Below are 13,934 nucleotides of genomic sequence, written 5' to 3' on the forward strand. Positions count from 1 at the left end.
TTAAACCTCCTTGTATTCTTCGGTTGTTTCAGGTGCTGTAGACATGCGGCGGGCAAGTTCGATAAGGGTCTGCACGCCAAAGCCGGTGGCTCCGTATTCGGTGTACTTCCACTTCTTGGTAACGAAGGCGGTGCCTGCAATATCCCAGTGAGACCAGGCGGTGTTTTCGGGTACGAATTCCTGCAGGAAGAGGGCGGCGCTGATGGCACCGGCGTCGCTTCCGGTGTTCTTGAGGTCTGCAAACTTGTCCTTCAGGGCATCGGCGTATTCTTCTTCCAGAGGCATGCTCCAGAACTTTTCGCAGCAGGCTTCGCCGGCGTTGATGACGTTCAGGGCCAGGGCATCGTCGTTGCTGAAGAATCCGGTAACGGCATAACCCAATGCGCGGACCATGGCGCCTGTGAGGGTGGCCAGATCGATAATGTGGGTGGCTCCGATGAGGCCTGCTTCGGCCAGACCGTCAGAAAGTACAAGGCGGCCTTCGGCGTCGGTGTTGTCTACCATGACTGTCTTACCGTTCTTGGCGGTAAAGATATCGCCGGGGAGCACAGACTTGTTGCCGATGGCGTTTTCGGCCAGGCAGCAGATGGCGCTGACCTTCATGGGCAATTTCAAGGTGGCGATGGCCTGGATGGCTGCCAGAGTGGTGGCGGCACCGCTCATGTCGCTGATCATTTCTGGCATGGATTTGGGCGGTTTGAGGCAGAGGCCGCCGGTATCGAAGGTGAGACCCTTGCCAACGATGACCAGGTGGTCGGCGGAGCTGCGGGCTCCGCGCTTGCCTGCTGCAGCCTTGGTGCCGTCGTAGGTCATGGTAATCATGTGGGGTTCGTGGGAGCTACCCTTGCCAACGGTAACGTGGCCCATGAAGCCTTCCTTTTCCAGCTGCTTCATGTCGCGGACCTTGATGGAAAGGCCCGGAGTATACTTGGCGATGGTCTTGGCGCGTTCGACGAACTCGGCGGGGTAAAGGTCGCTGGCGCAAGTGTTGATCAAGTTCTTGGTCAGGGCGATGGCCTTTTGTTCGATGGCTACGTCTTCGGCGATGGCCTTGAATTCGGCAACGTGTTCGCCGGCGACGATTTCGAAGGTGACCTGGAAGTTTTCTTTCTGCTTGCTCTTGTAGGCGTCAAACTTGTAATCGGCGTAGTGGAGGCCGTGGGCGATGGCCTTGAACTGTTCGGGGGCGGCATCGGCAAGCATGATGCTTACTACGGGAATCTGGCGGGCCATGGCCTTCTTGGCCAGGCGATAGGCGGCCATGCGCAAGTGGTCCAGATTAGAGATGCCACGCTCCTTGGCGGCGTTGACGAAAATGGTGGAGGTGCCATCGATTTCCAGAAGTTCCAGGTCTTCGAAGGGGCCTTCCTGCATGCCGGCCAGAACGGATTCTACCTGCTTTTCGGCGGTTTCGGAAAGGACGTTGGAGAACTGGATGGACTGCTTGACAAAAAGAAGGGCGGACACATTGGCCTTGCCCGACGGAGTTTTAACAATATTCAATTTCATATGTCATTAATGTAGTTAAAAAATGCTATTATATTCCATGTAAGAACAGGAGGTTTTATATGAATCTTAAGTATGTTGGAATTGTGTCTGCACTGGCTCTTTCTGCAGCCTTTGCCCAGGAAACTGCTGCTCCTGCAACTGAAGCCGCTCCCGCTGCCGAAGTGGCCGCCCCTGCTGAAGTTGCCGCTCCTGCCGTAGAACCGGCTGTTGCCCCCGCCGAAGCCGCACCCGTTGCAGCCCCGGCTCCCCAGGTAGCTGAACCGGTCGCTGCCCCCGCTCCCCAGGAAGCTGAACCTGCCGATGTGGCTGTTGCCCCCAAGGCCGTCCGTGGCGAAGATGCTGCCCCCGCAGCAGAAGTTGCTGAACCCGTCGCTGCCCCTGCCGCTGAACCCGTTGCAGCTCCCGCTCCCCAGGTAGCCGAACCCGTTGCGGCCCCCGCCCCCAAGGCTGTCCGTGGCGAAGATGATGCTCCCCGTACCGTTTACTACGAAACCGTCTACACCCGCGAAGATGGTACCCCCGTGCGCACTGTCTATGTGGCTCAGCACAGGTCCTCTTCTAAGGATACCGTTTCTATGGATCAGCTGATGGGTCTTGTTCCCATGCAGTTCAAGATCGGTGCTCATGGTTCTATCGGTTCCTATTACCTGACCGGTGACAAGTGGGACGATGATGACTACTATGGCATTTCCTGGCGCGCAGGTTTGATGTCCATCATTCCCCTGAATGATTACACTATGGGTATCAAGCTGGGTGTAATCTTTGAACGCAGCAAGTCTAGCGAAACTTACGACTACTACGACAACAACAACAAGGCTGTTCCGGTAAGCTTCAACTTCGACCAGATGAAGGTGAACATTCCGGTACTCTTTACCTTCAAGGGTGCATCTTCCAACCTTTACTTCGATCTGGGTGCCCAGATTTCTATTCCGGTGAAGGATGAACTGAAGGTGTCTTACAAGAACGGTCAGGAGAAAATCAAGGAAACGACTGACTTGATGGATGAAGATTACCGCACGAACATGGACTGGAGCCTGGTCTTTGGATTCTCTGTCATGGCTCATAAGCGCCTGTCCATCGACGTGAAGGCCGATGTGGGCCTGTCTGACCTGTACGAAGGTTACAGCGAATTCCCCAGCCTGGACCTGAGCTGCTCCTCCTTCGGCATTGGTCTTACCCTCTACCCGTTCTAATAACTCGTAAAAAAGGAACGATCGCTTTATGATCTTGCCTATCCTTGCCCTGGTGGCTGGCATTGCCGTTCTGGTCTGGAGCGCCGACAAGTTTGTGGATGGCGCCGTTGGCGTTGCTGAATTCTGTGGTATGTCTACGCTCCTGATCGGTATGGTGGTGGTTGGCTTTGGTACCAGCGCCCCCGAAATGGTGGTGTCTGCCCTTTCTGCCTTGCAGGGGAATCCTGAGCTGGCCTTGGGTAACGCATATGGCAGCAACATTGCGAACATCGCTCTGATTCTGGGCGTTACCGCCCTGATAACCCCGCTGGTAGTCAAGCGCTCCGTTCTCAAGAAGGACTTGCCGATCCTTATCGGTGTGACGGCCCTGGCCATTATCCTTGTGGCCGACGGAAGCGTGACCCGCATGAACGGCATTGCCTTTTTGGCTGTGTTCTTTGCTGTCATGGGCTATAACATCGTAAGCGAGATGCGCGGCTCCAAGACCTTGAATGCAGACGCTTCTGCAAGTGCCGCGGATGATACCGACAACGGTTCTTCAAAGAGTCTGGGCAAGTCCATCTTCTGGTTGCTTCTTGGCCTGGTGCTTTTGGTGGTCAGTTCCAAGATGCTGGTGTGGGGCGCCGTTGAAATCGCCCGCAGCCTTGGCATGAGCGACTTGCTCATAGGCCTTACCATCGTGGCTATTGGAACCTCTTTGCCGGAACTGGCCAGCTCCATTGCCGCCGCCCGCAAAGGCGAAGACGACCTGGCCGTAGGAAACATTATCGGCTCCAACCTGTTCAACACCCTGATGGTGGTGGGCATCGCCGCAACCCTGGACCCCATGGAATCCGTGGAACGAGACATGGTGACCCGCGACCTTCCCCTGATGGCTGTACTCACCCTGTCGCTGCTGGTGCTGGGCTTCCGCCGCAAGGGCGATGGCCGCATTAACCGCATTGCCGGCGGTGTCTTGCTAGCCATATATGTGGGTTACCTTGGATTGCTTATTGCCCAGGCCTCTGGCGCGATTTAATTTGAAATAGGCTTCGCCTTTTTTGGGGTGAGAGTCAGAATAGAAAAGCATACTTTTAAACAAAGGGCTCCGCAACTGCGGAACCCTTTTAAAGTTTATGGAGCAATAGGAGCGTCTATAACGCTGACGTGAACTGCCTACGGAACCGCTACATCGGCGGGAAGAAGATGTAGGCGATGGCGATGGCTGCCATAACGCCCACGGCATCGGCAATCAGGGCGCAGGTCACGGCGTGGCGGGTCTTCTTGACGCCTACGGAACCGAAGTAGACTGCGATGATGTAGAAGGTGGTGTCGGCGGCTCCCTGGAACATGCAGCTTAGGCGGCCGGCGAAACTGTCGGGGCCCAAGGTCTTCATGGCGTCGATCATCATGCCGCGGGCACCGCTTCCGCTAAGGGGTTTCATGATGGCGGTGGGCAGGGCCGGAACCACATCGCTGCCGACACCGATCATGTTCAGCAGGGCGGCGATGCCGTTCATCAAGAGGTCCATGGCGCCGCTGGCACGGAACACCGCAACGCCTACAAGGATAGCTACCAGGTTGGGAATGATCATGACGGCGGTGTGGAAGCCGTCCTTGGCGCCTTCTACGAAGGCTTCGTAAGCCTGCACTTTCTTGTAGCAGGCCAGACCCAAAAAGGCCACGATAACGCCGAACAGTACGAAACCGCTAATGAACAGGCTGCTGGCGCCAATGGCTTCTGCTGTCAGGTGGCTGAAGTAGACCATGATGGCGATAACGCAGGCCGAAAGACCGCCGAGCCATGCCACCGTTACAGGGTCCTTCAGCTTCACCTTCTGGAAAAAGCTCAAGGCCACAATGCCCGCGATGGTACTGAAGAATGTAGAGAGCAGCAGGGGGAGGAATACGTCACTGGGGTTGGCCGCTCCCATCTGGGCGCGGTACGTCATGATGCTGACAGGGATCAAGGTCAACCCGCTGGCGTTCAGCACCAGGAACATGATCTGGGAGTCGCTTGCCACGGACTTGTCTTCGTTGGGGTTGATTTCCTGCAGTTCCTTCATGGCCTTAAGGCCCATGGGGGTGGCCGCATTGTCAAGGCCCAGCATGTTGGCGCTGATGTTCATGAGCATGGTGCCCACCACAGGGTGGCCCTTGGGAATCTGGGGGAACAGTCGGCTGAACAGCGGCTGCACGATCTTGGCGAGAATCTGCACGGCACCAGCCTTTTCACCAATCTTCAGAATGCCAAGCCAGAGGCTGAGAATGCCGGTGAGGCCGATGGCTATTTCGAAGGCTGTCTTGGACATGTCGAATGCGCCCAAAATGGCTTTGTTGAAAATTCCGGTGTCGCCGAAGGCCAACCATTGAACGATACAGGCGACGAATGCACCAAAAAAGAATACAAGCCAGATAACATTTAAAACCATGGGCCTAATTTTAGAAAAGATTGCACAAAAAAAATGGAACCGGTTTTCACCAGTCCCATTTTTGACGTTTAAACGATTCGATTTAAAGTAAAATACTTATTTCTAATCGTATAGGCCAGAAATTGCTGCGTTTACAATCAATTCGAGTTCTGCGCAGGAGTATTCGGCAGCTTCACCACCTACGTATACAGTGGCACCTTTGATTTGGCAGGACTTGCTGCCCTTGCTGGTGCACTTACCAGAACCCTTGCTTCCTTCGAATGCTTCGCAGAAGGCACCGTACTGGTTGTAGATTTCTTCAGAGGCTTCGACGCAAATGGAGAAGTCTTCACCGTTTGCACTGCAGTTGACGAAATTTGCGTTGCTTCCGCCGTCAAAATCTTCGTCACCTGCTGCAGGGACGTCTTCGGTAGGACTGCTAGGAATGGTTTCCTGGAAGTTGCCGGAGGCCTTGGACACATCACCATCACCGGAGCAGCCAACGAAGGCGGCCATGGCGGTGGCGACAGCGATTGTTACGAGAACTTTCATGACAACCTCAAATTAGAAGTGGATGAAGGCACCCAGGTTTCCTGCGAAGTTATCCAGGGAACTGGTCTGGCTAACAGAAGCTTCGAGGACGAAGTTCTTGAAGGAGAAACGAGCACCAGCGTTTGCGTATGCAGTGGAAGTTGCAAGACGAATGGTGGAATTGTCTTCGGTATGGAGGTTAGCCTTGTTTTCTTCGCCGAGACGGTCGAAGATGACCCAAGTGAAGCTTGCGCCACCGAAGAACATCCAGTTGTCGTTCAGGGCGATTTCTGCCAGCATGTTGGGGGTAGTGTAGAGACCGAATTCAGAACGGTTGTTCTTGGAGTCATCATCCTTGATTTCATCGTACATCACGATGGGGAGGTAGGTGTTGGTACCGAGGAACAGCTGAGCGTTAGCTACGCTTGCAACGGGGAATGCAAGGTTGAAGTTGGGGGTGATTGTGAATTTGGATTCCGGGTTGGTGACTTCGGTAGACTGGTTTCCGGTAGAGGTTTCTTCGGTGCTTGCATGGCGGATGAGAGAAAGACCTGCAGACCAGGCGAGGCTCTTGGCGGAAGGTGCGTTAGAAACGACGGCAGAAATTCCGATATCCCAATAGTCGCGGTCGACTTCAGTCTGATCGTTTTCGGTGTCGGTTTCATCCTGGAAGGTTTCCCAGAATGCGTGTGCGCCGAATTCCAATGCGCCCAGGTTCATAGAGAAGTTCACGCCGATGTTGTCGCCTGCGCCGGTGGTAGAGGCGTCAGATTCAGCGGTGCCTGCCTGAGTGGAAACTTCGTGGGAGGTGAAGGTCTTGCTCAGAGCCAAATCAACGGTAACACCGAGGCCACCAGTTGCGATACCGGCGGTGAGCATTGCGGGGCCGCCGTTGTTGGTGTACTGCATCAAGTAGGTCATGCCACCGCTAGCGAGAGAGACAACGCCTTCTCTTGCAGACGGCTGAACGTACAAGAGGGTACGGCCTGCCATCTTGTGAGGCATAGACATATCGCCATTGATGGTAGCTGCAGCAGCTTCGTTGCCTACAGCGTTATAGGCATTGGCATGCAGAACGTTGAAACCGGTTGCAGGAGCTGCGGCTGCCTGTGCGGGAGCTGCTTCTGCAGTCTTGTCCCAGGAATCTTCTACAGCGGGAGCAGCGGGTGCCGGAGCAGGTGCCGGAGCGGCTTCAGCCTGTTCTTCGGCAGCGGCGGGGGCTGCTTCTTCATATTCGTCGTCATAGTCCTGAGCGACGGCTGCGGAAACTGCAAGAGCTGCAGCAACGGAAACGAGTTTGAAATTCATATATACTCCTTAATTAGTTTGAGCTACAATTTAGCATATAATTTGCTTTTTTTCGAGGTTACGGAGAAGAAAAAAAACATTACGGGCTTTTTTGTAGCATTTATCAACAAAAAACGATTTTATTTGTGTTTTTTTTACAAAACAAAAGCGGAACTCCCTAGGGAATTTCGCCTTTGTAAATTGGTCTAACGAAGTGATTACTTCTTAGGCTCGATCTTTTCCATGCCGCCCATGTACGGACGCAGCACTTCAGGAATCAACAGGGAGCCGTCCTTCTGCTGGTAGTTGTCGCAAATGCCAACCATCACGCGAGGAGTAGCAAGGCCAGAACCGTTCAAGGTGTGGATGAAGGTGTTCTTGCCGTTGATCTTGGTCTTGATGTTTGCGCGGCGGGCCTGGTAGTCTTCGAAGTTGGAGCAGGAAGAAACTTCAAGCCACTTCTTTTCTACAGGGGCGTAGACTTCAAGGTCGTAGCACTTTGCAGCGCCGAAACCCAGGTCGCCCTTGCAGAGAGCCAGACGGTGGTAGGGGAGGCCCAGCTTTTCCAAAAGCATTTCGCCGAAGCGGGTCAGTTCTTCGTGATCTTCGTAGGAGTGTTCCGGATGAGCGAAGTACACCATTTCAACCTTGTTGAACTGGTGGAGGCGCAGGAGGCCGCGGGTGTCCTTACCGTAGGAACCTGCTTCACGACGGAAGCAAGCGGAGTAGGCGCAAATACGCTTGGGGAGTTCAGATTCGGGAATCACTTCGCCGGAGTACAGGTTGGTCAGAGGAACTTCTGCGGTCGGAATGAGGAACAGGTCGTCATCCTTGTCGCAGCGGTACATGTCTTCTTCGAACTTGGGGAGCTGACCGGTACCACGCATGGTGTTACGGGTTACCAGGTACGGAGGAGTGAATTCTTCGAAGCCAGCCTTCTGGTGTTCGTCCAGGAAGAACTGGATGAGGGCGCGTTCCAGGCGAGAGCCGAGACCGCGGTAGACCGGGAAGCCGGAACCGGAAATCTTTGCGCCACGTTCAAAGTCGAAAATGCCAAGGCGTTCGCCGAGGGTCTTGTGGTCGACGCGGGCGAAGTCATCGTTCTTGGTGTAGTAGTCGAAAGGAATCGGGCCGTCCTTTTCAACCTTATTGTCGCTGGAGTCCTTACCTTCGATGGAGCGGGGAGCGATGTTGGGGACGTGCATGAGCATTTCGGTCTGCTTGTATTCCAGATCCTTCAGCTTCTTGTCCATTTCGTCGATCTTGTTGCCCAGTTCGCGGGTGGCGGCCTGTGCGGCGTCTGCGTTTTCGCCCTTCTTCTTCAGTTCGCCGATGAGCTTGGACTGAGCGTTGCGTTCGCTCTTGAGGCGTTCCACTTCGGTGAGGAGGGGGCGGCGTTCTTCGTCGATGGCGAGAACATCGCGCAGGCTCACGGTAGTATACTTCTTTTCGGTTTCAGCAATATAATATTCCGGATTTTCGCGGATCTTCTTAATGTCAAGCATTTTATGCCTCGGTTAGATAAAAATTTTCGGATGTAATAATAGCAATTATTTTAGGATAATTTTCTGCGTATTCCGTCCCGCTTTCACAATAAACGTTCCTTTATGGCCAATCTTTATGTCTAAAGAACCGTTTGCGTATACCTTTTTGATGTAATTCCCATTTAAATCAAAAATAGAGACGTCTCCGGTGTAGGTTTTTAAGGCCGTGGTCTCGTGCAAAATTCCTGTTTCTTCGTTGTCCGATACGTTATTTGCAGAGGAACTGCTGGAAATGTCTGCCGAATTGGAACTGTTGGCGGGTGTTTCGTTGCCGCTGGCCGGTCTGATTGATTTCGCAATAATGGCTGCCAGTTCGTATGCCCCATTGGCATTGGGGTGGACGTTGTCATCCAGCAGCCATTCCGGCTTATTGAAGGATTCGTGGAGGGCGATGAGTTGTACGCCCTTGTTGGTGGCCACTTCCTTGATCAGGGGGTTGATGACGTTCACGATAACGGTGTCTGTAATGAACCAGTCCCAGTTGTTGGCGTAGGGCTGCAGGGTGGCGTAAATGGTGGGGGCCTGGGGCTGGTGGGCGAAGGTGTCGATAAGGGCCTCGTAGTCCTTCTTCATTTCGTCCAGGAGGTCTTCCCGGGAATAGCCCTTGGAATCGTAGGCGTAGTAGTTGTACCCCGTGGAACTTCCTGCACCGTCGTGGAAATACTTGCTGTCGTTGGTTCCCAGTTCAATGACCACGATGTCGGGCTGGAATTCGTAGGCTTCCTTGAATTTGGGGGACGTCCAGTAGGATTCGTTAGATTTTTTATGGAACATCATACCGGAATGCCCGAAGTTTCCCACTTCGAAGTCATCGCCTAGCATAATCTGCAGGTTTTGCGGATATGTTTTTTCGTCCCAGTTTAAGCCGTATCCGAATGTGATGCTGTTGCCGACGCAGGCCACCTTTGTGGCGAAGGCTCCTGATGCCGTGAAAATCGAGATGGCGGCGATGGTGGTAAGTTGTCTTAAATCCATAGAAATCCTCATACGAAACAGAAAATAAAAAATGGCTGCGGTGTTGTTGAGGTTTACATCATTTTTTTATAGGTAGCAGTAATAATTTGAATGCCCACATATATATTCCAAATTGGAATGGGAATTTAAAAGGAGTGCAAAAAATGAGAATTCTTCCCCTGCTAATGATTGCCGCAACCGTTTCTTTCGCCCAGTGGGGTGGAGGCGGAAAATCCCTGAATGACTATAAGAAGGTGTCTGTTTCCGGGCGCGACATCCATGTGTACGCCCCGTCGAATCTGGCGCCGAAGAGCCCGCTGCTTCTTTCGCTGCACGGCATGGACCAGGATCCCAATTACCAGCAGGATATGACCCACTGGGAAACTGTGGCCGATACGGCTGGTTTCGTGGTGGTGTACCCTAGAGGCGGTACGGGAATGTCTACCTGGGATATCCAGGGCGATAAGGATACCAAGTGGGTGACCGAAATTATTAACCAGATGGTCAAGGATTACGATATCGATACCAAGCGCGTCTACCTTTCCGGTTTCTCTATGGGAGGTATGTTTACTTACCACGCCATGAGCAAGATTGCCGACAAGATCGCCGCTTTCGCTCCCTGTTCCGGCCCCAATGTGTATGGTGCGTCCAAGGCCATGCGCCCGGTTCCCATTTTCCACCCTCACGGAACCAATGACGATGTGTTGCAGTATAGCTCGCTGGAAAGTTTCCTGAAGAATTATCGTGACCAGTTTAACTGCCCGGCTCAGGCCGAAGTCACGGAAAACTATCCCAATAGCGAAAACCGGGCAACCCTTTACAGCTGGGGCCCCTGCGATGATGGCGTCTATATCAAGCACCTGAAACTTCAGGGCCGTGGTCATAGCCCGTCCAAGGCCGATGTTTCCGACATCTGGAATTTCGTGAAGCAATACTCCCTGGATGGCGTGGCTGAACCGATCGTGGTTCCCACCAATAGGGATACCGTTTTCAACGGTACTTTCTCTGATTCCCTGAAGTTGGCTGGTTGGTCTCTGACCGTTCATAGCGGTGCCGGTACTTTCAAGTTTAACGAAGGCAAGGGCGAAATCAATGTGACCAAGGTGGGTACCAACGCCTACGACGTACAGGTGATTCAGAACGGCATGCATTACGAAAAGGGCAAGAGCTACAAGCTGACCTTTGATGCCTATGCTTCCGTCGCAAGGACTCTCGAAGTGAACCTGGAAAAGGATACGGACCCGTGGACCAGCTACCTGGGCGAAGCCGCCACCTTCGACCTTGGCACAACATCCAAGACTTATGAAATCATGTTCACCATGAACGAACCTACCGATGAAAATGGCCGTATTTCCATTAATGCTGGTCTTGCCACAGGATCTGTGTTCATCGATAATGTCAAGCTGACCGAAGTTACTTCTGACGAGGTGGGCTTGGCCAAGAACCGTCTTATGCTGTCTAGCGAAACCTCGTTCCGCGTGTACAACTTGAAAGGGGCTTTTGTATGTAAGCTCAATTCTCGCCCCGGTGAAATTCAGACTCGACTGAATTCCATGAACCTTAACAAGGGCTTGTACATTGTGAAAAACGGCGCTCTAAACAGGATATTCTCTGTAAAGTAGGTTGTTTTAACTAAATTTAAGAGCGATGAAGTATTGCCTGAAAGTCGCTCTAGCTTTTTTGTGGCTATGCACCCTGACGGTTCTGTCGGGGTGTTATAGCTTTACTGCGAGTACGCTTCCCAGTCATATCAAGACGGTGAACATCCATGAAGTTGACGATAAGACTCTGGATCCGGTGCTGGCAAACGACATCTATACCGCTGTCGTAGATATGTTCAAGAAGAATGCCGGTGGCGTTCGCGTTATCAAGTCCGAGGCCAATGCCGACTTCGAGGTGACCCTGCTGTCTTATACCAACAAGCCCATGGACTATAACAGCAACAGCGATGTGGAATCTTACCGCGTAACGATCCGCGTCGGGGTCAAGTTCTACGACAACGTCAAGGAACGAATCATCTACGAAAACAAGTCTCTGTCTGCCGAAGGAACCTACGACGTTCAGGCCAACGAAACCGAAGACCGCCACGGTCAGACAAGAGCCATCGAAAAACTCCAAGACCTGATCATCACCAACGCCCTGGCAAAGTGGTAGTCGCTCCGCGACGATTTTAAATGAGGGCTGCCCTGGCAAAGTGGTAGTCGCTCCGCGACGATTTTTTAAATGAGGGCTGCCCTGGCAAAGTGGTAGTCGCTCCGCGACGATTTTTTAAATAAAGTCTTCGACTTTTACGGGGGCTTCGTTTAGGAGGGCTTCGGTCAGGGTGCTGCCTTTGTAGGTCAGCTTTAAGCTGAAGAAGGGTTCACCTCTTTCTAGAAGGGCCAGGAATATCAGGTCGCCGTCCCAGTGGGGGAGTTTCGCCACGTCGGCCTTGGGAACCCATTCCAGATTACCTTCGTCGCATTCCTTGATTTCGCCAGTCCATTGGGTGGCGGTAAAAAGGTGCATGAATTCCGTCTGGTCCATGCCATCGCTAATGAAGGTTACGATACCGCGATACTTGGGGCGCACCAGGGTAAGCCCGGTTTCTTCCAGGGCTTCGCGCTTGATGCAGTCTTCGGGGGATTCCCACTCCTCGAACTTCCCGCCGATGCCGATCCACTTGTCCTTATTGATGTCGTTCTTCTTCTTGACGCGGTGGAGCAGCAGGTACTTGTCGTCCTGTTCGATATAGCAGAGAGTGGTGTTTATCATGGACCCAAATTTAGCTTAGTGGGTCACCTGGCGGTAATAAGCTTCCAGCTTTTCGCGGCAGTTCACGAAGCTTTGCTTGAGGCGGGGGTCAAAATGCGTACCCATGGAGCCCATGATAATCTCGTTTGCATTGGAGAAAGACATGCGTTCCTTGTAGCAACGGCGACTGACCAGGGCGTCGTAAACGTCGGCCACGGCCATGATGCGGGCTTCGAAGGGAATCAGTTCCCCGGCCAGTCCATGGGGGTAGCCACTTCCGTCGAAACGTTCATGGTGGTAGTGGGCCACGTTACGGGCAATCTGCACCAGGTACGGGTCTTCGATAGAAGAAAGCAGGTTCTCTACGATGACGGCGCCCTTGGCGGCATGAGACTTCATGATGTTGTATTCTTCGTCGGTGAACTTGCCCGGCTTGCGCAAGATCATGTCGTCGATGGCGATCTTACCGATGTCATGCATAGGGGCGGCAACGATCAGAGCCTCATAGAATTTCTTGGGCAAGTTGAAACTGGGGTCTCGCTGCATCTCTTCGGTCAGGATGGCCACAACCTTGCTGGTACGCTTGATATGGCCGCCGGTATTGGAGTCGCGGCTTTCGACCATGCTGGCCATGTTCACGATCATCTGTTCCTGGATGGCGTGAATCTGGGAGGCGTTGCTCTTGGCCAACTGCTGCAGACGGTTGTTGTCGCTACCCAGCATCTGCACGTAGCGGTGGTATTCCGTATCTTCTTCGATTTTGAATAAAGTTGCGTAATCCCTGTCGGAATTGCCGGACTTCTTGACGGTGCACTTGAAGTGCCGGTCGCCGGTCTCGAATTCCTTTTCGTGGATGACGTTACCCTGGCGAATTTCGTTTGCCCATTCCTTAAAGAACTGCACGACACCGGGTTTGTTAGGCAAGGTATGGTCTACACGGCATTCCAGCAATTCGGGGAAATGGTTGTAGGCGATCTCGTTTCCGCCCAGGAATTTTTCGCTGGTAGAAATGGAAGCGTAGCCGTTGGCGTTACCTGCTTCCAGGGAACGGAGTACGCTTTCGCTGATGTCATAGTGTTTGACACGTTCGCAGATATACAGTAACAGGAACTGGTCGAATACATAGACCGCCGGCATGATCAGCATATCGTTTTCCATGAAGCGGGCCAACAGGAAAGAAGCGATAGTGGAAGTTTCGATCAGGGCCAGGGCGAACAGGCTCTTGTAAGAGACGTTCTTCTTCTTGAAGAAGGTGTGGACGATAATGCTTACGTTTGCGACCAGGTAGACAAGGAGCATGACGTTGAACAGGTCATGACCCCAGCCGTAGTTCTGTACTACATAGTTACCCACACCGCTGGCGACTGCATAGGCAAAATCCTTATAATAGAGGTCGCTGTAGCCGATGGTGCAGACCATGCCGAAGATGGCAAAGCTGAGCAGGAACAGTACCAGCTGATAAGCCTGCTGGAAACGGACATGGCACACCTGCAAGATGGCGCAGAACAAGAAGAAGGGGAGGAATGCAGAACCTGCATAGCTCATCTTGACGGCCATAATGGCGCCGTCGGCCGTCTGAGACAAAGCCAGGAGCAAATGTCCCGCGCAGCAGATGAATAGAGCGAAGAATAACAGCGAATAAAGATGCGTGTTTCTTCCGTAGTTACGGAAATGCAGCACGTTGTTGATGGCTGCCAGAACGCACATTGTTATTAAATACCCAATAATCATACACAAAACTTCCTGAAATCAAATGTAAAAATTCAAAAACGAAAGTCCGCCTGCTTACAGAA

12 protein-coding genes are annotated in these 13,934 nt (G+C 52.9%); 4 read left to right on the forward strand and 8 right to left on the reverse strand.

Features of this window, described 5'->3' with window-relative positions; all coding sequences use genetic code 11:
- Window positions 1-1,509 carry a leucyl aminopeptidase family protein gene (locus BUB94_RS09940; protein WP_073236624.1) on the reverse strand — a complete coding sequence of 503 codons (1,509 nt, stop codon included), beginning with the start codon at window positions 1,507-1,509 and terminating at the stop codon, window positions 1-3.
- 59 nt (window positions 1,510-1,568) lie between these two features.
- On the opposite strand from BUB94_RS09940, the gene BUB94_RS09945 reads away from it, so the two are divergent.
- On the forward strand, window positions 1,569-2,702 hold the full coding sequence (locus BUB94_RS09945) for a porin family protein (protein WP_073236629.1): 1,134 nt from the start codon (window positions 1,569-1,571) through the stop codon (window positions 2,700-2,702).
- Between the two features lie 28 nt (window positions 2,703-2,730).
- A complete protein-coding gene (locus BUB94_RS09950) occupies window positions 2,731-3,720 on the forward strand; it encodes a calcium/sodium antiporter (RefSeq protein WP_073236632.1) in 990 nt (329 codons plus the stop codon).
- A 148-nt stretch (window positions 3,721-3,868) separates the two neighbouring features.
- Here the strand turns inward: BUB94_RS09950 and BUB94_RS09955 are convergent, their stop codons facing one another.
- The 5 genes from BUB94_RS09955 to BUB94_RS09975 all read right to left on the reverse strand — a co-directional run bounded on the left by BUB94_RS09955 (window position 3,869) and on the right by BUB94_RS09975 (window position 9,429).
- Window positions 3,869-5,113 (reverse strand): nucleoside recognition domain-containing protein, encoded by a 1,245-nt coding sequence (locus tag BUB94_RS09955; protein ID WP_073160463.1) that lies wholly within the window; start codon window positions 5,111-5,113, stop codon window positions 3,869-3,871.
- Window positions 5,114-5,215: 102 nt separating this feature from the next.
- Window positions 5,216-5,644, reverse strand: a complete 429-nt coding sequence (locus tag BUB94_RS09960; protein ID WP_073236635.1) for a hypothetical protein — start codon at window positions 5,642-5,644, stop codon at window positions 5,216-5,218.
- A gap of 12 nt (window positions 5,645-5,656) precedes the next feature.
- Window positions 5,657-6,931 carry a hypothetical protein gene (locus BUB94_RS17045; protein WP_073236639.1) on the reverse strand — a complete coding sequence of 425 codons (1,275 nt, stop codon included), beginning with the start codon at window positions 6,929-6,931 and terminating at the stop codon, window positions 5,657-5,659.
- A 197-nt stretch (window positions 6,932-7,128) separates the two neighbouring features.
- Window positions 7,129-8,415, reverse strand: a complete 1,287-nt coding sequence (gene serS / locus BUB94_RS09970) for a serine--tRNA ligase (protein WP_073160471.1) — start codon at window positions 8,413-8,415, stop codon at window positions 7,129-7,131.
- A gap of 45 nt (window positions 8,416-8,460) precedes the next feature.
- On the reverse strand, window positions 8,461-9,429 hold the full coding sequence (locus BUB94_RS09975) for a GDSL-type esterase/lipase family protein (RefSeq protein WP_175549718.1): 969 nt from the start codon (window positions 9,427-9,429) through the stop codon (window positions 8,461-8,463).
- Between the two features lie 143 nt (window positions 9,430-9,572).
- Between BUB94_RS09975 and BUB94_RS09980 the strand changes: the two genes are divergently transcribed.
- Both BUB94_RS09980 and BUB94_RS09985 read left to right on the forward strand, forming a co-directional pair.
- Entirely contained in the window at window positions 9,573-11,030 is a 1,458-nt protein-coding gene (locus BUB94_RS09980; protein ID WP_083538221.1) for a carbohydrate binding domain-containing protein, read from the forward strand.
- A 25-nt stretch (window positions 11,031-11,055) separates the two neighbouring features.
- Window positions 11,056-11,562 (forward strand): LptE family protein, encoded by a 507-nt coding sequence (locus tag BUB94_RS09985; RefSeq protein WP_073160477.1) that lies wholly within the window; start codon window positions 11,056-11,058, stop codon window positions 11,560-11,562.
- A gap of 114 nt (window positions 11,563-11,676) precedes the next feature.
- On the opposite strand, the gene BUB94_RS09990 is transcribed toward BUB94_RS09985, so the two are convergent.
- Together BUB94_RS09990 and BUB94_RS09995 are read right to left on the reverse strand one after the other, a co-directional pair.
- The gene (locus BUB94_RS09990; RefSeq protein WP_073160479.1) at window positions 11,677-12,162 is read right to left on the reverse strand and encodes an NUDIX hydrolase; all 486 of its coding nucleotides are present in this window, start codon (window positions 12,160-12,162) and stop codon (window positions 11,677-11,679) included.
- A 15-nt stretch (window positions 12,163-12,177) separates the two neighbouring features.
- Window positions 12,178-13,872 (reverse strand): HD domain-containing phosphohydrolase, encoded by a 1,695-nt coding sequence (locus tag BUB94_RS09995; RefSeq protein WP_073236648.1) that lies wholly within the window; start codon window positions 13,870-13,872, stop codon window positions 12,178-12,180.
- Window positions 13,873-13,934 lie beyond the last annotated feature (62 nt).

Origin of the sequence: Fibrobacter sp. UWH9 (assembly GCF_900129715.1) — a bacterium.
Taxonomy (GTDB): Bacteria; Fibrobacterota; Fibrobacteria; order Fibrobacterales; family Fibrobacteraceae; genus Fibrobacter.

Excerpts from the sequence above, each read along its gene's own strand:
- serS (WP_073160471.1), bottom strand. The coding sequence starts at position 8,415 with ATGCTTGACATTAAGAAGATCCGCGAAAATCCGGAATATTATATTGCT.
- BUB94_RS09980 (WP_083538221.1), top strand. The coding sequence starts at position 9,573 with ATGAGAATTCTTCCCCTGCTAATGATTGCCGCAACCGTTTCTTTCGCC.
- BUB94_RS09990 (WP_073160479.1), bottom strand. The coding sequence starts at position 12,162 with ATGATAAACACCACTCTCTGCTATATCGAACAGGACGACAAGTACCTG.
- BUB94_RS09995 (WP_073236648.1), bottom strand. The coding sequence starts at position 13,872 with ATGATTATTGGGTATTTAATAACAATGTGCGTTCTGGCAGCCATCAAC.
- BUB94_RS09975 (WP_175549718.1), bottom strand. The coding sequence starts at position 9,429 with ATGGATTTAAGACAACTTACCACCATCGCCGCCATCTCGATTTTCACG.
- BUB94_RS09945 (WP_073236629.1), top strand. The coding sequence starts at position 1,569 with ATGAATCTTAAGTATGTTGGAATTGTGTCTGCACTGGCTCTTTCTGCA.
- BUB94_RS09955 (WP_073160463.1), bottom strand. The coding sequence starts at position 5,113 with ATGGTTTTAAATGTTATCTGGCTTGTATTCTTTTTTGGTGCATTCGTC.
- BUB94_RS17045 (WP_073236639.1), bottom strand. The coding sequence starts at position 6,931 with ATGAATTTCAAACTCGTTTCCGTTGCTGCAGCTCTTGCAGTTTCCGCA.
- BUB94_RS09960 (WP_073236635.1), bottom strand. The coding sequence starts at position 5,644 with ATGAAAGTTCTCGTAACAATCGCTGTCGCCACCGCCATGGCCGCCTTC.
- BUB94_RS09940 (WP_073236624.1), bottom strand. The coding sequence starts at position 1,509 with ATGAAATTGAATATTGTTAAAACTCCGTCGGGCAAGGCCAATGTGTCC.
- BUB94_RS09950 (WP_073236632.1), top strand. The coding sequence starts at position 2,731 with ATGATCTTGCCTATCCTTGCCCTGGTGGCTGGCATTGCCGTTCTGGTC.
- BUB94_RS09985 (WP_073160477.1), top strand. The coding sequence starts at position 11,056 with ATGAAGTATTGCCTGAAAGTCGCTCTAGCTTTTTTGTGGCTATGCACC.